We start from the raw sequence: 20334 nt of genomic DNA, 5'->3' as shown, positions 1-20334 counted from the left end.
GGCGGCGATCCCGGTGGGGACTCGTGAACGAGGTCGAGGTCAGGCCACGACCGGCGGACCTCGCGTGCCGAGCCCGGCAGCGGGAAGAAGCGCACGACGCGCGTGCGGGCGATGCGCAACGCACGGGAGGACGCGAGAACGTACGGGCGGCGCGTTGTAGCGCCGAGGGACGAGACGATGCACCGCTGCCAGGGCTATGCGGCAGCCCCGCTCTGCAGCGGTGATCAAGAAGGCTCCGGCCCCCACCGCCGCGACGTGCGCCGAGACCATGGCGGGACTCGGCATGTGCATGTGTTCGGACCCCAGCGCAAGTACGACGTGACCGAGGACCTGGCCCACCGCAAGGACCGCGATCACGGGAAGCCGACTTCCCATCGCGAGTGCTCCGACAGCGACCGCCGCCAGCAAGAGGAGTACCGCCGAACTCTGACCGGGCGCCGCTCCCCCGGCCGCCGCGTGTGCGGCGATGCTCACCGCACCGGAAGTGCCCCCGACGAAGCCGCCGCGCAGATGCGCCACGAGCCGTCGTTCGGTGGACATGAGCCCAGGGTACGTCGGTACTACGAACTGTCGTACACGGGCGTCGTTTCACGTGAAACATCCGGCTACCCGCGTAGCAGCCGATTCACTCTTGCTGCCTGCCGTGCGAGATGGTGCCGTTCGGCCAGGTTGGGTGCCGTCAGAGCAGCTTCGGCATACAGTCGAGCGGCGTCGTCGAGATCACCCGCCTTCTCGTGGAGGTACGCCGCCGCCGCGCTGTATCGCGGAAGACCTGGATCCACCGCAGCCAAGGCCGCGAGACCCGCCGCGGGCCCGTCGGCCTCACCGACCGCGACGGCACGGTTGAGCGCCACGACCGGAGATCCGGTGAACCGGAGGAGTTCGTCGTACCAGCCGACGATCTGCACCCAATCGGTTTCTTCGACACACACCGCGTCGGCGTGCAGGGCCGCGACGGCAGCCTGAGCCTGGAACTCGCCGAGCCGGTCCCGAGCTAGCGCGGCCTGAAGCATCTCCACGCCCTCCTCGATGAGTGAGGTGTCCCAGCGGGAACGATCCTGGTCTGCGAGTGCGACAAGACTCCCGTCCTCGCGCATACGAGCGGAACGTCGGGCATGGTGCAGCAGCATCAGCGCCAGCAACCCGATGGTCTCTTCGTCATCATGGATCTCCGCCAGCTGCCGAGTGAGCCGGATCGCTTCGGCTGCCAGATCGACGTCCCCCGTGTAGCCCTCGTTGAAGACCAGGTAGAGCACGCGTCGCACAGTTGCGAGATCGCGTATCTCTTCGAACCGCACACCGCTCACGGTTTTCTTGGCACGGCTGATCCGCTGCGCCATCGTCGCCTCCGGGACGAGGTAGGCCGACGCTATCTGCTTGGTCGTCAGGCCTCCGATGGCGCGGAGTGTGAGCGCCACTGCAGAAGCCGAGGTCAACGACGGATGAGCACACAAAAGGAACAGGTGCAGTGTGTCGTCGGCGGTCTCCGTCGGCCCGGGCGGCGGTTCGACGACCATTCGCTGCTCGCGCCCCCTCCTCGCCGCATCGGAGCGGCATACATCGAGGAACTTGCGCCAGGACACCGCGACCAGCCACGCTTTCGGATCTGCGGGTGGACGTTCCGGCCATGTCCGGATGGCCTCGATGAGCGCTTCCTGCACGGCGTCCTCGGCTGTCGCGAAGTCCACTCCGCGATGCACGAGGACGCCGATGACTGCGGGAGTCAGCGTCCTCAGCAGCAGTTCGTCCATCTCACTCGGTGATCGTCGGAGGCGCGGTGAGGAACGGCCGCACTTCGAGCCACTCGTGGATCGGCTTGCCGCCTGCGCCGGGCGCTGCCGACAATTCACCTGCGAGGACGACGGCACGCTCGTAGGAGTCGACGTCGATCACCATCCAGCCGGCGATGAGATCCTTCGTCTCCGCGAAGGGCCCGTCGGTGACCGGCGGACGCCCCTCCCCGTCGTATCGCACGAACGCGCCCTCGGGAGCGAGTGCCTGCCCGTCGACGAACTCACCGGTCTTCTCGAGTTTCGCAGCGAACTCCTGCATGTATTTCATGTGATCGTCGACCTCTCCGGGGGTCCATTGATCCATGGGGACACTGTTCACCGCCTCGGGGGCGCCGCGGTAATGCTTGAGCAGTAGGTACTTCGTCATCGGGGTCTCCTCGGTTCTGTGCAGCCAGTGTGGCTGCATACACCACTGGGACGGAGCTGTTCGCCGGGTCTCGACATCACCCGGCGGGAATCTCCGGAAGTTCTTCGCTCCTATACCCACGGTTGATACCCATGGGGGGTATAGGTATATTGGTGGGCGAAACACCTACTGCAGCGAGAAGAGGGAACTCATGAGCACCACCACCGTCACCGTGACCGGGATGACCTGCGGGCACTGCGTCTCGTCGGTCCGTGAAGAAATCAGTGAGATCCCCGGTGTCACCGGTATCGAAGTCGACCTCGCAAGCGGACGCGTAGACATCGAGTCGAATACCTCAATCGACAGTGCAGCCATAGCAGCAGCCGTCGATGAGGCCGGCTACAAAATCGCCGACTGATCCACCCCGACTCCGACAGGAAGCCCTCCGATGAAAACCTCGACGAAGGTCTCCGGATTCATCCTCGGCCTGGTCGCAGTCTTCGCCCTTGCGTTCGGGGCCGGCGCGCTGGCCGGCCCCGAGGACACGAGCCACATCGATCCCCCGCCCCACCCCGCGACAACCACCACCACCACCGTCGACGAGCACGGACACTGACCACCACATCCGAGAGGAGTACCCGAATGAACTCCATCGCCCGTCCGGCAGACGGTCGTATCGAACTCGAGATCGGTGGCATGACCTGCGCGTCGTGCGCCAACCGAATCGAGCGCAAACTCAACAAGCTCGACGGCGTCACAGCCACCGTCAACTACGCCACGGAGAAGGCGCGCGTCGACTATGTCGGCGAGATATCACCCGCCGACCTCGTCGCCACCGTCCAAGAGGCCGGATACACCGCCGCGCTACCCGCGCCGCCCACTGCCGCCGGATCCGAGCCCACCGCGGAGCCGGATCCGACCGCCGCGTTGCGGCAGCGACTGCTGGTCTCACTGATCCTCAGCATCCCGGTGATCGCGATGGCGATGGTTCCGGCTCTCCAGTTCCCGAACTGGCAGTGGCTGTCCCTGACCCTCGCCGCGCCCGTCGTCGTGTGGGGTGCCTGGCCGTTCCACAAGGCCGCCTTCACCAACCTCCGGCACGGCGCCGCCACGATGGACACCCTCGTCTCGGTCGGCACCCTTGCAGCATTCGGCTGGTCTGTATATGCCCTGTTCTGGGGCACCGCAGGCATCACCGGCATGACACACCCGTTCGAGTTCACCATCGCCCGCACCGACGGCACAGGCAACATCTACCTCGAGGCTGCCGCCGGGGTCACCACCTTCATCCTCGCGGGCCGATACTTCGAGGCCCGGTCCAAGCGCAATGCCGGGGCAGCGCTACGGGCGCTGCTCGAACTCGGTGCCAAGGAAGTCTCGGTACTCCGCAACGGAGAAGAGCAACGGGTACCCGTCGAGCAATTGTCCGTCGGCGACGAGTTCGTGGTCCGGCCCGGCGAGAAGATCGCCACCGACGGCATCGTCGTCGACGGCTCTTCCGCAGTCGACGCCTCGATGGTCACCGGCGAATCGGTACCGGTAGAAATCGGACCGGACGACCAGGTTATCGGCGCCACTGTCAACGTGGGCGGCCGAATCATCGTGCGCGCCAATCGCGTCGGATCCGATACCCAGCTCGCACAGATGGCCGCGCTCGTCGAAGACGCCCAGACCGGCAAGGCCCAGGCACAACGGCTCGCGGACAGGATCTCGGGAGTCTTCGTCCCCATCGTGATCGCCCTGTCGGTAGGCACCCTCGGGTTCTGGCTCGGTACCGGAGGCTCGGTCGCGGCAGCGTTCACTGCAGCCGTCGCCGTACTGATCATCGCCTGCCCGTGCGCGCTCGGGCTGGCGACACCGACCGCTCTGATGGTGGGCACCGGTCGCGGAGCTCAACTCGGCATCCTGATCAAGGGCCCGGAGGTCCTAGAATCGACCCGCCGCGTCGACACCGTCGTCCTCGACAAGACCGGCACCATCACCGCAGGCAAGATGACGCTGGTCGACGTGATCGCCGCCCCCGGTGAGGACACCGGTGAGGTTCTGCGTCTGGCGGGGGCTCTGGAGGATTCGTCCGAACACCCCATCGCACAGGCCATCGCCAAGGGTGCCCGCGACAGGGTGGGCAGCCTGCCACCGGTCGAACAGTTCGCGAACCTCGCGGGACTCGGCGTGCAGGGCACCGTGGACGATCGTGCAGTGCTCATCGGACGCACCCGGCTGCTCGCCGACTTCGCTCAGCATCTGCCCGCCGAACTCGACGACGCCATGAAGGCCGCAGAAGCCGACGGCAGAACCGCCGTCGCGATCGGCTGGGACGGCGCTGCGCGCGGAGTGCTGGTGGTCGCCGATGTCATCAAGCCCACCTCTGCCGAGGCGATCGCCCAACTGCGCGATCTCGGTCTGGCACCGATCATGCTGACCGGCGACAACACCGCCGCAGCCACGACCATCGCGGGTCAAGTGGGAATCGACGAGGTCATCGCCGAGGTTCTGCCGTCCGAGAAGGTCGACGTCGTCAAACGTCTGCAGGGACAGGGCAAGGTGGTCGCCATGGTCGGTGACGGGGTCAACGACGCCGCCGCTCTCGCCCAGGCCGACCTCGGGCTCGCGATGGGCACCGGCACCGACGTCGCAATCGAAGCGAGCGATCTGACTCTCGTCCGAGGCGACCTGCGCGCCGCAGCCGATGCGATCCGGCTCTCCCGCCGTACCCTCGGCACGATCAAGGGCAACTTGTTCTGGGCGTTCGCCTACAACGTGGCCGCGCTGCCACTGGCCGCGATGGGGTTGCTCAACCCGATGATCGCGGGCGCCGCGATGGCCTTCTCGTCGGTGTTCGTGGTCAGCAACAGTCTGCGGCTTCGCCGATTCCGCTCCACCGCACGATAGGCATAATCGACGATGCGCCACATGACAGCCGGATCCCAGGAGGACACAATGGCCACCCCCACCCCCGCGGCCACACCATCCGGTGTTCCCGCGGCCGACTGCCATGAGCACGCCGGACACGGGTACATCACTGAGAAGGACGCCTATCTCAAGCGACTCAAGCGCATCGAAGGCCAGGCCCGAGGGCTGCAGCGAATGGTCGAAGACGAGAAGTACTGCATCGACATCCTCACCCAGGTCTCGGCGATGACCAAGGCGCTGCAGGCCGTCGCGATGGGTCTGCTCGAAGACCACATCAGTCACTGTGTCGTCGACGCCGCGGTCGCGGGCGGGCCCGAAGCGGACGCGAAGATCAAGGAAGCGACCGACGCCATCGCTCGTCTACTGCGATCCTGATCCGACACTTCGTCGTAAACGACCGAAGGGCGCTTCCGATTTCTCGGAAGCGCCCTTCAACTGTGGAGCCTAGGAGATTCGAACTCCTGACATCTGCCTTGCAAAGGCAGCGCTCTACCAACTGAGCTAAGGCCCCGTACGCCGGGTTACCGGCTGGGTACCTCGTGCCACTCATCCTCGCTCCGGAGCATCCGGGCGATTCCGAAGACCACCAGAACTACCGTTCCCACCGCGATGAGAACCTTCATTCTGCTGCCCCTTTCGGCACGGGGAGTGGGCCTAGGAGGACTTGAACCTCCGACCTCTTCGTTATCAGCGAAGCGCTCTAACCGCCTGAGCTATAGGCCCTCGAACCGAGATGGAACACTACCCCACCGACACTCGAAGAACAAAATCGCCTCGGTGGGGCAGTATTCCTGCAGGTCAGTCCGGGTCTGCCAAAGTGACCTGCACTCCGCCGACGAGGTCGCTGCAGAGGTTGTAGATGAACGCACCGAGCGTGGCGAGAGCGGTCATCAGAATCATGTTCGCGAGACCGATCACCGTCGCGTAGCCGAACACCTGACCGACAGTGATAAGTCCGTCACTTCCCGACTCCGAGACGAGGTCGGTGAAGGCACTGTTCAACCGATCCCACACGCCCATGCCCGCGAGCACGCCGTACAACAGGCCCACCGCGATCATCCACACGAAGAACAGCGACAGGGAGATCAACGCGGACACCTTCAGCATCGACCACGGATCGATACGGCGGAGCTGCACAGTCGCCCTGAGCGCCTCACCCGCGGCAGGTGCCACGACGACGGGGCTCGCGTGCGGCGTTTCCGCCGCGGCGGGCGCTGCCGGCGTCGGGTGCTTGACGCTCGACAGATCCGGCAGGTCCTTCGCCAGGTCCTTGCGCTCGATGTGCCGGGTCGGGCCGTCGATGACCGCCGACTTCGCTGTCGCGGCGCCCCGATCGGATCCCTGCGCGCCACCGGTCATGGAGGCGGCTGCCGTACCGGTGACGACGGGACGAGTAGGCGCCGCACTGCCCTTTGCGGCGGGATTGTTCTTGGCCGCAGGTTTACCCACGGCCGGCTGGGAGCCCGTCGCGGGACGCTGAGCGGCTCCTGACGGGCGATTTGCAGTCTTCCCCAGGCCGGGCCCGACCCCGGGGAGATTCGTCTGCGGGGTGTTCTGTTGCGGCGCCGCAGCACCCTGCTTGTTGGCCGCAGGCTGCTGTCCACGCTGCCAAGGCGGTTTCTGACCCGTCGGACGCGCCGTCGGGCTCGAACGCTGTGCCTGTCGCGTCGCCTGATCCTCGGCGGCAGCCGACTCGCCCTTACCGGGAGCCGACTCCCCCTTGCCTGGGGTCGATGCGGGCTCCGATGACTTGGCGGACTTCTGGGCCGGCCCGCTCGTGGAATCTGCCGCAGGCTTTTCACCGGGCTTCCCCGACTGAGCAGCCTCCGGCGTCACGGCGTCACCGGCAGACTTCGCCTGCCCGGACGCCTGCTTGTCAGCGGCTCGCCCGCTCGGGTCGGTCTCCACCTCGCGTCCGTTCCGGTCCTCGGGCTTCCGGGCGGATTTTCCCTGGTCGGATCCGTTCGGCCCCTGGGGAGTGCTCACTTACGACTCCTTCGATTCGGATGCGTCGATCTCCTCGGGCTCGTCGGCGTTGCGTGCAATCGCAAGCAACGTGTCGCCCTCGCCCAGGTTCATCAAACGCACACCCTTGGTCTGTCGGCCTGCCTTGCGTACCTGCTTGGCAGCAGTACGAATGACACCGCCGCCGGACGTGATCGCATACAACTCGTCATCGTCCTCGACGATTCGTGCACCGACCAGGGTGCCACGTCGCTTGTCGTACTGGATGGTCAGAACACCCTTACCACCGCGACCCTGGACGGGGTAGTCCTCCATCGGCGTGCGCTTCGCGTAGCCACCGGAAGTTGCAACCAGCAGGTACGTACCTTCCTTCACCACGTTCAGCGACAACAGCTTGTCCTCGCCGTTGAACCGCATGCCCTGGACACCGGAAGTCGCGCGACCCATCGGACGCAATGCTTCGTCGGTCGCCGAGAAGCGGATGGACTGCCCCAGCTCGGACACGAGCAGCAGATCGTCCTCGGACGAGCACAGCACGGCGCCCACCATCTCGTCCTCGTCGCGCAGGTTGATCGCAACGATGCCGCCCGAGCGGTTGGAGTCGAAATCCGAGAGGCGCGACTTCTTCACCAGTCCGTTGCGGGTCGCGAGCACCAGGTACGGCGCATCCTCGTACGTCTTGAGCCGGATAACACCCTGGATGCGCTCGTCCGGCTGGAAGGCCAGCAGGTTCGCGACGTGCTGGCCACGGGCCGTGCGGTTCGCTTCGGGAAGCTCGTATGCCTTCGCGCGGTAGACGCGGCCCTTGGTGGTGAAGAACAGCAACCAGTCGTGCGTCGACGTCACGAAGAAGTGCTTGACGATGTCGTCCTGCTTGAGGTCGGCGCCCTTGACGCCCTTGCCACCGCGCTTCTGCGACCGGTACAGGTCGGTGCGGGTGCGCTTGGCGTAGCCGGTTTCGGTGATCGTGACGACCACGTCTTCGCGGGCGATCAGATCCTCGTCGGTCACGTCGCCGTCGGCGGGGACGATGCGGGTGCGACGCTCGTCGCCGTACTTGTCGACGACCTCCTTCAATTCGTCGCGGACGATCGCACGCTGCCGCTCGGGCTTGGCGAGGATGTCCTTGTAATCGTCGATCTCACGTTCGATCTCGGCGAGATCGTCGACGATCTTCTGTCGTTCGAGAGCAGCGAGCCGACGCAACTGCATCGCCAGGATGGCGTCGGCCTGGATCTCATCGACGTCGAGCAGATTCATCAGGCCGGCGCGAGCGATGTCGACGGTCTGTGACGCGCGGATCAGCTTGATGACCTCGTCGAGCGCATCGAGGGCCTTGACCAGACCGCGCAGGATATGGGCGCGTTCCTCGGCCTTACGCAGCAGATACCGCGTCCGGCGGATGATGACCTCGATCTGGTGATTCACGTACAACCGGATCATCTGGTCGAGACGCAACGTGCGCGGCACCCCGTCGACGATCGACAACATGTTGCATCCGAAGCTCGTCTGCAACTGCGTGTGCTTGTACAGGTTGTTCAGCACGACCTTGGCGACGGCATCACGACGGACCGTGACGACGATGCGCATGCCGATGCGGTCGGACGACTCGTCGTGGATATCGGAGATACCCGCGATCTTCGCGTCGCGGACCTGCTCCGCGATGGAGGTGATCAGGTTGTCCGGGTTCACCATGTACGGCAACTCGGTGATGACGATGAACGAACGGCCCTTGGAATCCTCTTCGATCTCCACGACGCCGCGCATCTTCACCGAACCGCGCCCGGTGGTGTAGGCATCATGGATGCCCTGCGAACCCGTAATCAGGCCTGCCGTCGGGAAGTCGGGGCCCTTGATGCGCTCCATGACCGCCGCGAGTGTGGCTTCCTCATCGGCTTCGAAGTTCTCGAGTGCCCAGTAGATCGCGTCGGCGACCTCGCCAAGGTTGTGAGGCGGGATGTTGGTCGCCATACCGACCGCGATACCGCCCGAACCGTTGATCAACAGGTTGGGGATACGGCTGGGGAGAACCGTCGGCTCTTGCGTTCGTCCGTCGTAGTTCGGCTGGAAATCGACCGTCTCGTGGTCGATTTCGCGCAACATTTCCATTGCGAGCGGCGTCAGGCGGCACTCGGTGTACCGCATGGCCGCAGCCCCGTCGTTTCCTCTGGAGCCGAAGTTGCCCTGTCCGTCGACGAGGGGGTACCGCAACGACCACGGCTGCGCGAGACGGACCAGCGTGTCGTAGATCGACGAGTCGCCGTGCGGGTGGTAGTTGCCCATCGTCTCCGCGACCGCACGCGCAGATTTCACATAGCCGCGGTCGGGACGGAAGCCGTTGTCGAACATCGCATACAGCACGCGGCGGTGCACGGGCTTCAAGCCGTCACGCACATCGGGGAGGGCGCGGCCCACGATCACGCTCATCGCGTAATCGATGTAGCTGTTCTGCATCTCCTGCTGGATGTCGACGGGCTCGATACGGTCGTGCCCCGCACCCTCCGGCGGCAACGTGATGTCGGTCATGAGCTCCTTCTTCTACTCGGCTCGAACGTCCGGTACGGGCTCACGCCCGACGAACCTCTCGCAACCACCCGAGTCTATAGGTGCAGGTCAGCAACCGCCGCGAAGGACATCCACTTTCGGGCCACGCATCACGACATCTCGGACTTCACCCCGCGCGAATCCACCGATTCCGACCAGTCCGCGATCTGGAACTCACGGCGCATGTCGTCGTCGCTGGGAGCAGCAAGCAGCAAGATCACCAGAACCGCGAGTACACCGAGACCTACGATGAAGCCGGGAAACATCAGGGACATCACGGTCATGCCGCCTGGAGCCGGCGCCGCCGGATCGATGATCACCGACACGCCTGCCATACCGGTGTAGTGCAATGCCACCACCGCACAGGCCATCAACAACGCTGCAGGTACACGCATGAGCGGGCTCGCGACACGCTGCGACAATGCCAGCGCTACGAGGGAGGCAGCCACGCCGATCGCGACCGAGGCAGCAACGAAGGTCGTGTCCTGGACGAGTTCCCCTTGTACGCGTACCGCGGCCATTCCGGTGTAGTGCATCGCGGCAGCAGCGCACCCCATGACACCACCGCCGACCACCAGCCGGATCCGCCGCGGGGCATTCGCCATCCAGGGCGCATCATTACCGACGATGCTCAGGCCGAACCATGTCGCGCCACCGGCGAGTACGACCGAGACCAGTGTTTCGATCAAGCCGTAACGCACAGAGGAACCGGGCACTGAGAACCCCATCATTCCGATGAAGTGCATCAACCAGATCCCGACGCCGCCGATCGAGATGCTCGCCAGCACGGTCCAGCGCATCCGGAGTGCCCGGGTGGGAGCGTGGTTTGCGCGGTGCGCGCAGGACAGGCCGACGTACGACCCGATCACCGATGTGAGCCAGGCCAGAACGAAGACCCACATTCCCATCGAGAAGTGGTGAAGCTCGTGCGACATATGTTCTCCAAGCAGGACAGCACACGACCCCACCAGCACGAGGAGGCATGCTGCACACGTGATTTCGATGCAACAGTGGCCCCGACAGCCGTCGGGAACATTACCCTGTTTTCATCGAAAACTGTTGTGCGAGAGGCTCGAAGGAGACACAGTCGGTAGTCCGAGCAATCGAGCGGTGCAGGCGACACCGTTCTCACGAATGTGACCTGACACCCATTGATCGGACACGACTTCAGTTGCGAAACACCACGATCGGGCACGCAGATCACCGCGGCACCCGCAACAGCCCGACCGACAAGACATTTCGTGATGATCAACCACCACACACGGACCCGTCGGCTGACGCAGTGCGCGCGCGACGCGCGCACCCGCCACTCCGACGAACACCCCGATTGCCGAGGTGATGGTGGCCCGCGCCATCATCCGTACCGAATGGTGAATGGCCGCGGGCACGAATCTCCTACTGCGCCACCGGCTGATGCAACTTCCGAAGTGCGTATTCGGTGACAGTGACAAGTGCCTGCTTGGCCGATTCACGCGACCGAGCGTCGATCGAGACGATCGGCACCTCGGGAGAAATGGCCATGGCTTGGCGAATGTCTTCGAGAGGGTAGCGCGGTGCATCGTCGAACTCGTTGATCGCGACGATGAACGGAAGATTGCGCGCTTCGAAGAAGTCGACAGCAGCGAAGCTCTCGTCCAATCGACGGGTATCGATCAGCACGATCGCACCGATGGCACCGCGGATGAGGTCGTCCCACATGAACCAGAACCGATGCTGACCCGGCGTACCGAAGAGGTACAGCACGAGATCCTCGGCCAAGCTGATTCGACCGAAGTCCATGGCCACGGTTGTGGTCGACTTCTGCGGCGTTGCGGCAAGGTTGTCGACGCCATCGCTGGCGTTGGTGACGAGCGCTTCTGTGCGGAGCGGAACGATCTCCGACACAGCCCCCACCAGCGTGGTCTTACCGACACCGAATCCGCCGGCGATCACGATCTTGGTCGAGGTCACGCGCTTCGTAGCGTTAGAGTTCGCGAAGTCCACTGAGGACCCTTTCAATCAGCTCACGACGCTCCGCGTCGCTCGAATCGTCTTTCAGCGTGGCCAGGATCTGTACATGCCCGGCTTCGACGAGGTCGGCGACGAGCACGCGTGCAACGCCGAGCGGCACACCCACCCTCGCCGCGATCTCGGCGACCGACGGAGACTCCTTGCACAGTTCCAAGATCGTGGCGTTGATGTTGTCCAGATCCCGAGCCCGGCTGTCTGTTCCCGGAATTGCCTGGATCAGGGCTTCCAACGCCAGTTCGACCGCAGGACTTGTGCGTCCCGAAGTCAGCGAGTACGGCCGGACCAGACTCGGCTGGTCCGGCACCGACTCCGGCTTGCGCGGTTCCATGGCCACCTCGACGTCAGGACCCCAGGCCGACCCGAGGCGTCGCCTCGACCGACGCACCCACCCGGTCGACCAGGAGCGCCATTTCGTAGCCGACCTGTCCGATATCGCATTCCGAAGCTGTGAGCGCAGCGAGGTGCGAACCGTCGCCGACACTCATGAGCAGCAAGTAGCCGTGCTGCATCTCGACGACGGATTGCAATACTCCGCCACCGTCGAACAACTGCGAAACCCCGTTGGAGAGGCTCGCGAGTCCGGACGTCACCGCAGCGAGCTGCTCGGCACGGTCGACCGGAAGATGGGCACTGGCAGCCATGAGGAGACCGTCGGCCGACACGAGGACCGCATGCGAGACACCAGGGACTTCGCGCGCAAAGTTGGAAACCAACCAGTCCAACGGACGAGCTACATCGGATCCATGATCAATGTTCATCGAACTCCCTGTTCATTGTTCTCGCGATTACTTGTCGTCGCCGAGGCGCGTCCATTACGGACGCCCTGCTGGTGGCGACTGAGATTGGCCCGAATGGATTCCGGGTCACGACGTCGAAGCGCGCGCTGTTCTGCGGTCGCAGGTTCGCGCACGGCACCCGGGACGAGGCGTTCGCCCGGCGCACGGCGAGGCAGGCCGGAGGTGGTGTGTTCCTCTACCGGAACTTCCGCTGCACGTTGCGCGGCCTGCCATCCGGAGTCGGCCGCCGAATGCCATTCGCGCTTCCGACGATCCTCGGGAAGGTTCGTCGGATCGACGAGCCAGTCCGACATCATGTCGGAGAAGATCGGGTTACCGGCCGCGGAGTGAGGTTTCGGCGAACCCACATCCGGCCGCGGCTGGAAGAACGACGCGGTCTTCGCGGAATTGGTGCGGTAACGATGCCGGGCCGCATTCTGCGCATCGCTCTGTTCCGATACCGAACCACCGTCGGCAATGCTCGCCGGGCGAGCTGCGGACTGCGGGATTCGCGGCGACGACCCCGGCTGCCGACGCGGCAGCCCGAATGCTCCACCACGACGATTCTCCGCGCTGGGCGGCGGACCTGCCTGTAGAGGCGCTACCGACGGAGTCGCACCGGGACGCCGCTGCGGCAGACCCGACGACGTGACCTCTGCCGGTAGTGCATCCGGCTCATTTCGGGTCGGCTGTGCGGTACGACCGTTCGACGTTGCCGATCCGTCCTGGCTCTGCGGCGGCAGACCCGGCGTGGACCCCGGCCGACGCTGTGGCAGACCCGGCGTGGCACCGGGATTTCGCTGCGGCAGACCCGATTCGGGCGCGTCCTGCGGGGGCCGCACCGCGCGCACCGGAACACCGGGAGTTGCACCAGGGTGACGCTGAGGCAGACCTGGGCCCGAGGCCGGCGGGTTCCCTTGGACCGGAAAGCGGTTCTGCGAAGCCGGATCCTGGGCCGGACGACGCTGAGGCAGACCGGATTCGCGGATCGGCGGAGTCGCGAGAGCTGCGTGGCTCGACGATTCCCGACTCTCCTCGTCCTGGTTCAGCGATTCCTGAACCGGAGCCTCATGACGTGACGACTCCTGAACCGGCGGATCCTGCTGCTCGCGTTCCGGACTCTCGCGACGTCCGTTCTCGGTATTCGGATCCACGGGTGTGCGATTGGCACGTGACGGGAGCGCCGAGGCGAATGCCGCCGCCGCATCGGGCTGGATCCGGCGCGGAGCCTGCTGTCCATCCGGCTGCGGAAGTCCTGGAGTCGAGCCGGGGCTGCGCTGCGGAAGTCCTGGAGTCGAGCCGGGGCTGCGCTGCGGTAGCCCCGGAGTCGAGCCCGGCTGACGCTGCGGCAGACCGGTCGGTGTCTGCTCGCGCGGCGGCTGCTGACGAGGCGGAACTGTCGGAGCGGCGTGGGCTGCCGGAACGGCGTGGGCTGCCGGAGCAGGAGGGAACGCCTGCGGCTGCGCGTGCGGCTGTTCCCGGTATACGGGCTCCGACTGCTGGAACCCGCCCGGAGCGGTGTCCGGGCGACGGATCTCCGTGAGCTGATCGTCGACGCGCGAGTCCTGACGCGAATCGGCGCGCACCGGAAGATACTCCGGAATCGACTGCGAGTGTTCGCGGTCCGGCGAGGTAAGAGGAGCTTCCTGCTTCTGTTCGACGGAGATCTCCTCCGCCTCCCCGTCGATGACGGGCACCGGCTGGGCCAGTGCCAGCGGCGACATGAGCAGAACGTCCGGAATATGGACACTCGCGGTGATACCGGGATTGCGCGCGGTGTCGAATGTCGGCCGCAGGCGCACAGTGAGCCCGTGGCGGTCTGCAAGACGCGAGGTCACGAACAGACCCATGTGCCGAGCAGTGTCCGGGCCCACCTCGCCACCCTGACGGAGACGATCGTTGATCAACTCGAGTTCGTCGGACGGGATACCGATACCGCGGTCGGCGATCTCGACGAGCAGGCCACCGTCGACGGCACGCGCAAAGCTGAACGTGACGGTGCTGTCCGGCGGGGAGGCACGCAGGGCGTTGTCGACCAGTTCGGCGAGCAGGTGGACGATGTCCGTTGCGACGGCACCACTGAGCGCACCGTCTGGCGTGGAACCGATTTCGACGCGCTGGTAGTCCTCCACCTCGGACATCGCTGCACGCAGGATGTCGCCGAGCTGAACCGGGGCGGACTGTCCACGGCGCATGCGTGTACCGGAGAGAATCAGGAGGTTGTCGCCGTTACGGCGCATACGTGCCGCAAGGTGATCGAGCTTGAACAAGCTCTCGAGACGGGACGGGTCCTTCTCTTCGAACTCGAGTCGCTCGATGAGCCCGAGCTGCTGTTCGACGAGCGACTTGCTTCGACGTGCGAGCGTCTCGAACATGTCGCTGATCTGCAAGCGGAGGTGGGCCTGCTCGCCGGCGAGGCGCAGCGCCTGACCGTGCATGTCGTCGACGGCGCGGGCGAGCTGACCGATCTCCTCGGTCGTCTCGACCGGAACCCGTGTGAACTCGATGTCCTCGATGCTGTCGCCGACCTTGATCCGGTCGATGGCTTCGGGGAGTTCCTGTCGTGCAACCTTGAGGGTGCCGTAACGCAGACGACGGATCGGTCCCACCAGCGACCGCGATACGAGCAACGCGAGAACGAGAGCCACGAGCAGCGCCGCGAGCACGAATGCAGTATCTCGGAGTGCAGCAGAACGAGTTTCCGACGCGCGGTCGATCACAGTTCCACTGATCGCCTGGGAGGCTTCGTTGATGATGTTGGAGTAGACGTCGACGCTGTGAAGCATCGATGCGCGCAGGTCCATCACCGGCAGCGGACCCTGGCCTGCGGCCTCCACCATTGCGGTGCGTTCTTCGATGCGGCCGCGCAGGTCGGCGATCTGTGAGTCGGCGAGGGGGTACGAGCGGGCAAGCAGATCGAGCATCGCGAGTTCGCCGCCGGACGCGGTGACCAGCGCAGTGCCCGAGGTTTCCGGGTTCTCGAGAATCTCGATCACGCCGAGAACCTGACCGAACAGGTAACGCTGCGAGTACCACGCGTTGATCAGGCGAGTCCCGTGGTCGAGGACCTCCGGGTCGTCGATCTGGTCGAGAATCGCCTCGACGATCCGGTTGAGGCTGTCGCGGACCTCGTTGTAGACCGTAGCCATCTGTGCGACGGGAACGGGGCCGGCCTGCATCTGCCCGTAGAGGGTCTCCGCGGCGGCAATCGTCTGGGTGAGGTCTGCAGTGATAGCAGGATCGAACTCGGGGTTAGCGGCAAGCGGCTTGATCTTTTCGAATGATGCCCGGAGCGTATCGAGTTCCTCCGGTGTCGCCGTGCCGGCTGCATTGCTAGCGGTCGTGGTTGCGAACGCAGTCGAGAAGTCGACGATATCGGGCACCGCCACGACCTGGTCCGCAGCAGACGAGAAATGGATCGCGTTACTGAGTTCCGCTTGGACGCGAAGTCCGCCGAGGACCATCGCCACTACTACAGGAACGGCGAGGACAGCGGTGACCTTCCTGCGAAGACCCCACCCCTCGATGCTCCACCACCGCTGCCGGCGCGGTGACTCGTCACTCATGGATTACAGCTCTCCTTCCAACCCGTTCGCGCCGGGCGACGAGCATTCGCAACCAACCCACTCGACCGGTGAGCGTGATTTTCTCTGGAATGCAGTCGAACGAGACGTTTCTGGGTGAGGGCACCATATCGGGACATACAAGGGATATGGAAGACGGGTTTCCACATACGCCCGATGATTCCCTTCATGGCCCTGTTCGGCGGCCACGCATACGAATGGCCGTTAGGAGTGTACTCATGAGTAACCGCTGAATGTAAGCGGCTTTAGTCCGAAATGAGAGTATCAGTAGGGCCTGCGACATGAGTTATCACACATCGCAGGCCCTATTGGGTCGACACACCGGAACGTGAGGCAAACCACGACGCCTTCACATCCGCAAGCATCAGACGTCGAGGAAGCGCACGTCCTTCGCGTTGCGGGTGATGAAGCTGCGCCGAGCCTCCACGTCCTCACCCATGAGCACGCTGAACAACTCGTCGGCTGCAGCCGCGTCGTCGAGGGTGACCTGACGCAGGATGCGCACGCTCGGGTCCATCGTGGTCTCCCAGAGTTCCTTGGCGTTCATTTCGCCGAGACCCTTATAGCGCTGGATGCCGTCGTCCTTGTTGATCTTCTTGCCTGCAGCGAGGCCCGCTTCGAGCAGTCCGTCGCGCTCACGGTCCGAGTAGGCGAACTCGGCTTCGGCGCGCTGCCACTTGAGCTTGTACAGCGGCGGCTGCGCCAGGTAGACGTGACCGTGTTCGACGAGCGGGCGCATGAAGCGGAACAGCAACGTGAGCAGCAACGTCGCGATGTGCTGTCCGTCGACGTCGGCGTCGGCCATCAGCACGATCTTGTGGTAGCGCAATTTCGCGATGTCGAACTCTTCGTGAATGCCGGTGCCGAACGCCGTGATGATGGACTGCACTTCGGCGTTCTTCAGCACACGATCGATACGCGCCTTCTCGACGTTGATGATCTTCCCGCGCAGCGGAAGGATCGCCTGGTACATCGAGTCGCGGCCCGACTTCGCCGAACCACCTGCGGAGTCACCCTCCACGATGTAGATCTCACACTTGCCCGGGTCCTTCGAGCGGCAGTCCGCAAGCTTGCCGGGCAGGCCGCCGATATCGGTGGCGCTCTTACGACGCACCAGCTCACGGGCCTTGCGCGCGGCCACACGAGCCTGAGCCGACGACACGGCCTTGGTCACGATCGTCTTCGCATCGGCCGGATTGGCCTCTAGCCAGTGCGAAATGTGCTCGTTGCACGCCTTCTGCACGAACGACTTGACCTCGGTATTGCCGAGTTTCGTCTTCGTCTGTCCCTCGAACTGCGGCTCAGCGACCTTCACCGAGATGATCGCGGCCAGGCCCTCACGGATGTCGTCACCGGTGAGATTCGGGTCTTTGTCCTTGAGGAGCTTCTTCTCTTTCGCGTACCGATTGACCACGCTCGTGAGCGCCGCACGGAAACCTTCCTCGTGCGTACCGCCCTCGTGGGTGTTGATGGTGTTGGCAAAGGTGTGGACGGATTCGGAGTAACCCGAGTTCCACTGCATCGCGAGCTCGAGCTCGTGACCGGTGCCCTTTGCGGTGAAGCCCACCACCGAGTTGTGGATCGGCGTCTTGGTGCGGTTGATGTGTCGCACGTAGTCCTCGAGACCACCCGGGTAGTGGTAGACCCGCGTCTTGGTCTTGTGCACGGGAGGCTCGGAAGCCTCCGCTGCCTCGTCCTCGGCACTCTTCGGAGCTTCGGCAGTCTCGGCGACGACCTCGTCGGTGATCTCTTCAGGGAGAACCCGCTCGTCGGTGAGCGTGATGGTCAGGCCCTTGTTGAGGAACGCCATCTCCTGCAGGCGTCGTGAAACGGTCTCGAAGTTGTACTGCGTGGTCTCGAAGATGTCGTCGTCTGCGAAGAACCGCACAGTGGTTCCGGTGCGCTTGGTCGCTTCACCCTTGATCAGCTCGCCGGGCTTCGAGTTCGTGTAGGTCTGTTCCCAGTGGTATCCATCGACATCGATCTCCACCTCCAGCTTGGTGGACAGGGCGTTGACGACAGAGATACCGACGCCGTGCAGACCACCCGACACCGCGTATGCATCGGAGTCGAACTTGCCACCTGCGTGGAGCTGGGTGAGCACAACCTCGACCGTGGGCGCACCCGACGCATGCATACCGACCGGGATGCCACGGCCGTCGTCGACGACCTCGACACCACCGTTCTCGAGAAGGGTCACCTCCACCTTGGAGGCATAACCCGCCATCGCCTCGTCGACCGAGTTGTCGACGACCTCCCAGATGAGGTGGTGAAGACCACGCTCGCCCGTGGAGCCGATGTACATGCCGGGACGCTTACGAACCGCCTCGAGGCCCTCGAGGACGGTGATGGAAGACGCACCGTAGTCACTTTTGTTCTTGTTCGACTTCTCGGCAGCCACGGGTGGGTAGCTCTCCTTTTCCGCCTCGGCCTCGCGCACATGCGCGTGGCGCATTCTTGTCCATTCTACTTGGCTCGAGCCCGTATGCCCCCGGCGACACAGAGCGCGCTTGCCGCACCGCTGACGTCCCCACAGTCGGCACGGCGCAGACCGGCGAAAGTGAATTCCTACATCGCCGGTATTTCGGCGCTCGCACGGAGACCCGGCGCCGCGGCTAACCGTAGGTGTCGCGGGGGCCGCGGCCATGGATATGCCGTTCGCCCTTGCGCCAGCTCGGCGCGGTGGGACCGGTGATCCGCAGTTCCTTGACCACACCGTGCCCCACGGACGCCGCGACCTTCGCGAGTATCTGCGATTGGATCATCCGCAGCTGCGTCGCCCATGCGGTCGACTCCGCCGAGACATGGAGGATCCCGTCGCGCAGCGTCGTAGGCCTCGCATGCGAGGCGATGTCCTCGCCCACGACCCGCGCCCAACTGCCCAGCACCGTGCCCTCGGATACATGCGCCGACCAGCCACGCTGCTTCGCGATCGCCCCGGTCAACGCACCCAGCCGCTGAGGATCCCGGTCGTCGGGGCCAGGACCCGACCAGCCACGCTTGCGGCGTCGCGGACGCACCCTTCCACTCGAAGCACGCCCTTGCCCCACCGATTTGCCACTGGCCTTCGCAGCGGCTCGAGCTTCCTCCAGCGCGCGCCGTGCCAGATCCACACCACGCAGTTCGGGTTCCGGTCCGTTGTCCTTCGATCCGGCAGCCTCGTCATCCGTCATCGGATACCTCCCCTACCGATTCTCCTCGCCTCGCGGCACCCAGCACCGAGATACGGCCGCGCTCGGTCTCCTCCGCGTACACCGGGAACCGTGCACCCGCCAGCTCGGACGGTACGTCCTCGGGCACGGCCGCGGTGATGAGGACCTGTTCCGCCGTCGCCGCGACCGCCGCGAGCGCGGCTCGGCGACGACGGTCCAGCTCGGCGAACACGTCGTCGAGCATCAAGACCGGATCCGTGCCGTCCGACCGGAGCAGAGCGAACGCACCCAGCCGGAGCGACAGAGCGAACGACCAGGATTCGCCATGGCTCGCATATCCTTTCGCGGGCTGATCACCGAGCGCCAATTCGAGGTCGTCCCGATGAGGACCGACCAGGCACACGCCTCGTTCGATCTCCTTGGAACGCATCTCCGACAGCCTCTGCAGAAACGCGACCTCGATCAGGCCCAGGTCGTCGTGCCCGGGTATTCGGGCGGGATCAGCAAATTCTGCAGGCAGTGCGTCGCCGAGACTGCTCCGGTACCGCAGGGCCGCCGGCCGTGATTCCGGTGCGATGGACCGGTAGGACTCGACCACGTGTGGGGCGAGGTCGTGCAGCAGCGCGATTCGTGCCGCCAGCAACTCCGCCCCGTGTGCCGCCAGGTGCCCGTCCCACACATCGAGCGTCGCCAGCGCGCTCGCGCCATCGCTCGAGCGCGCACCCTTTCGAAGGGCACCGCCGGCTGTCTTGAGCAGCGCGGAACGCTGACGCAGAACTTTGTCGTAGTCCGCGCGCACCCCACCGAGACGTGGAAACCGGGTGGTGAGCAGCTCGTCGAGAAACCGCCGACGGTCGCCAGGGTCGCCACGGACCAGCGACAGATCCTCAGGTGCGAACAACACCGTTCTGAGGATCCCGACGATCTCTCTCGGTCGCCTTGCCGGCGACTGGTTGATTCGGGCCCGATTGACCTTGCCGTCGTTGATCTCGATGTCGATTCCGAGTTCACGGCCACCGTTGACGACCACGGCACCCACGAACGCTCGTGCGGTCCCAGCGCGCAGAAGAGGGGAATCGGAGGACACACGATGCGATGACAGACCCGACAGGTACCCGAGCGCTTCGATCAGATTGGTCTTGCCGTGTCCGTTGGGCCCGACGAAAACGGTTGGGCCGGGCTCCAAATCGGCCGACGCGGTCTCCCATGAACGGAAATCGCGCAGCGCGAACGTGCGAACGTACACGGTCC

17 protein-coding genes and 2 tRNA genes are annotated in these 20334 nt (G+C 64.8%); 4 read left to right on the top strand and 15 right to left on the bottom strand.

What is annotated here, in order from left to right:
• Positions 1-39 precede the first annotated feature (39 nt).
• From ACTDXD_RS10945 to ACTDXD_RS10935, 3 genes are all read right to left on the bottom strand, one after another.
• Complete coding sequence (locus ACTDXD_RS10945; protein WP_440127050.1) at positions 40-540, bottom strand: hypothetical protein; 501 nt, start codon at positions 538-540, stop codon at positions 40-42.
• 65 nt (positions 541-605) lie between these two features.
• Entirely contained in the window at positions 606-1751 is a 1146-nt protein-coding gene (locus tag ACTDXD_RS10940) for an RNA polymerase sigma factor (RefSeq protein ID WP_440127049.1), read from the bottom strand.
• A 1-nt stretch (position 1752) separates the two neighbouring features.
• Complete coding sequence (locus ACTDXD_RS10935) at positions 1753-2160, bottom strand: YciI family protein (protein ID WP_440127048.1); 408 nt, start codon at positions 2158-2160, stop codon at positions 1753-1755.
• Between the two features lie 190 nt (positions 2161-2350).
• On the opposite strand from ACTDXD_RS10935, the gene ACTDXD_RS10930 reads away from it, so the two are divergent.
• The 4 genes from ACTDXD_RS10930 to ACTDXD_RS10915 are packed head-to-tail and all read left to right on the top strand — an operon-like array spanning position 2351 to position 5427.
• Positions 2351-2557 carry a heavy-metal-associated domain-containing protein gene (locus tag ACTDXD_RS10930; RefSeq protein WP_440127047.1) on the top strand — a complete coding sequence of 69 codons (207 nt, stop codon included), beginning with the start codon at positions 2351-2353 and terminating at the stop codon, positions 2555-2557.
• Positions 2558-2587: 30 nt separating this feature from the next.
• Positions 2588-2755 carry a hypothetical protein gene (locus tag ACTDXD_RS10925; protein ID WP_440127046.1) on the top strand — a complete coding sequence of 56 codons (168 nt, stop codon included), beginning with the start codon at positions 2588-2590 and terminating at the stop codon, positions 2753-2755.
• A 26-nt stretch (positions 2756-2781) separates the two neighbouring features.
• Positions 2782-5031, top strand: coding sequence for a heavy metal translocating P-type ATPase (locus tag ACTDXD_RS10920; RefSeq protein WP_440127045.1), 2250 nt, complete (start codon positions 2782-2784; stop codon positions 5029-5031).
• A 48-nt stretch (positions 5032-5079) separates the two neighbouring features.
• Entirely contained in the window at positions 5080-5427 is a 348-nt protein-coding gene (locus ACTDXD_RS10915; RefSeq protein ID WP_440127044.1) for a metal-sensitive transcriptional regulator, read from the top strand.
• 63 nt (positions 5428-5490) lie between these two features.
• On the opposite strand, the gene ACTDXD_RS10910 is transcribed toward ACTDXD_RS10915, so the two are convergent.
• The 12 genes from ACTDXD_RS10910 to recF all read right to left on the bottom strand — a co-directional run bounded on the left by ACTDXD_RS10910 (position 5491) and on the right by recF (position 20329).
• Positions 5491-5563, bottom strand: a tRNA-Ala gene (locus ACTDXD_RS10910).
• Positions 5564-5701: 138 nt separating this feature from the next.
• A tRNA-Ile gene (locus ACTDXD_RS10905) sits at positions 5702-5775 on the bottom strand.
• 75 nt (positions 5776-5850) lie between these two features.
• A complete protein-coding gene (locus tag ACTDXD_RS10900) occupies positions 5851-7038 on the bottom strand; it encodes a DUF3566 domain-containing protein (RefSeq protein WP_440127043.1) in 1188 nt (395 codons plus the stop codon).
• Positions 7039-9543 carry a DNA gyrase subunit A gene (gyrA, locus tag ACTDXD_RS10895; protein ID WP_440127042.1) on the bottom strand — a complete coding sequence of 835 codons (2505 nt, stop codon included), beginning with the start codon at positions 9541-9543 and terminating at the stop codon, positions 7039-7041. It abuts the gene before it with no gap.
• Between the two features lie 128 nt (positions 9544-9671).
• Positions 9672-10496 carry an MHYT domain-containing protein gene (locus ACTDXD_RS10890; RefSeq protein ID WP_440127041.1) on the bottom strand — a complete coding sequence of 275 codons (825 nt, stop codon included), beginning with the start codon at positions 10494-10496 and terminating at the stop codon, positions 9672-9674.
• Between the two features lie 460 nt (positions 10497-10956).
• The gene (locus ACTDXD_RS10885; RefSeq protein ID WP_054715879.1) at positions 10957-11511 is read right to left on the bottom strand and encodes a GTP-binding protein; all 555 of its coding nucleotides are present in this window, start codon (positions 11509-11511) and stop codon (positions 10957-10959) included.
• Positions 11512-11524: 13 nt separating this feature from the next.
• The gene (locus ACTDXD_RS10880) at positions 11525-11899 is read right to left on the bottom strand and encodes a DUF742 domain-containing protein (protein WP_054805600.1); all 375 of its coding nucleotides are present in this window, start codon (positions 11897-11899) and stop codon (positions 11525-11527) included.
• A gap of 13 nt (positions 11900-11912) precedes the next feature.
• A complete protein-coding gene (locus ACTDXD_RS10875; RefSeq protein ID WP_054805599.1) occupies positions 11913-12329 on the bottom strand; it encodes a roadblock/LC7 domain-containing protein in 417 nt (138 codons plus the stop codon).
• On the bottom strand, positions 12326-15913 hold the full coding sequence (locus tag ACTDXD_RS10870; RefSeq protein ID WP_440127040.1) for an ATP-binding protein: 3588 nt from the start codon (positions 15911-15913) through the stop codon (positions 12326-12328). Before ACTDXD_RS10870 ends, ACTDXD_RS10875 begins: the two co-directional genes overlap by 4 nt.
• Before the next feature lie 382 nt (positions 15914-16295).
• The gene (gene gyrB / locus ACTDXD_RS10865; RefSeq protein ID WP_440127609.1) at positions 16296-18332 is read right to left on the bottom strand and encodes a DNA topoisomerase (ATP-hydrolyzing) subunit B; all 2037 of its coding nucleotides are present in this window, start codon (positions 18330-18332) and stop codon (positions 16296-16298) included.
• A gap of 214 nt (positions 18333-18546) precedes the next feature.
• Positions 18547-19104: a DUF721 family protein gene (locus ACTDXD_RS10860; protein ID WP_440127039.1), complete on the bottom strand. Its 558-nt coding sequence runs from the start codon at positions 19102-19104 to the stop codon at positions 18547-18549.
• On the bottom strand, positions 19094-20329 hold the full coding sequence (recF, locus tag ACTDXD_RS10855) for a DNA replication/repair protein RecF (RefSeq protein ID WP_440127038.1): 1236 nt from the start codon (positions 20327-20329) through the stop codon (positions 19094-19096). Before recF ends, ACTDXD_RS10860 begins: the two co-directional genes overlap by 11 nt.
• Between the last annotated feature and the right edge of the window lie 5 nt (positions 20330-20334).

Source organism: Rhodococcus sp. SJ-3, from assembly GCF_051918125.1.
Classification (GTDB): domain Bacteria; phylum Actinomycetota; class Actinomycetes; order Mycobacteriales; family Mycobacteriaceae; genus Rhodococcus.
The sequence above is the reverse complement of the archived record's forward strand: the minus strand, read 5'-3'. Positions and strand labels throughout refer to the sequence as shown.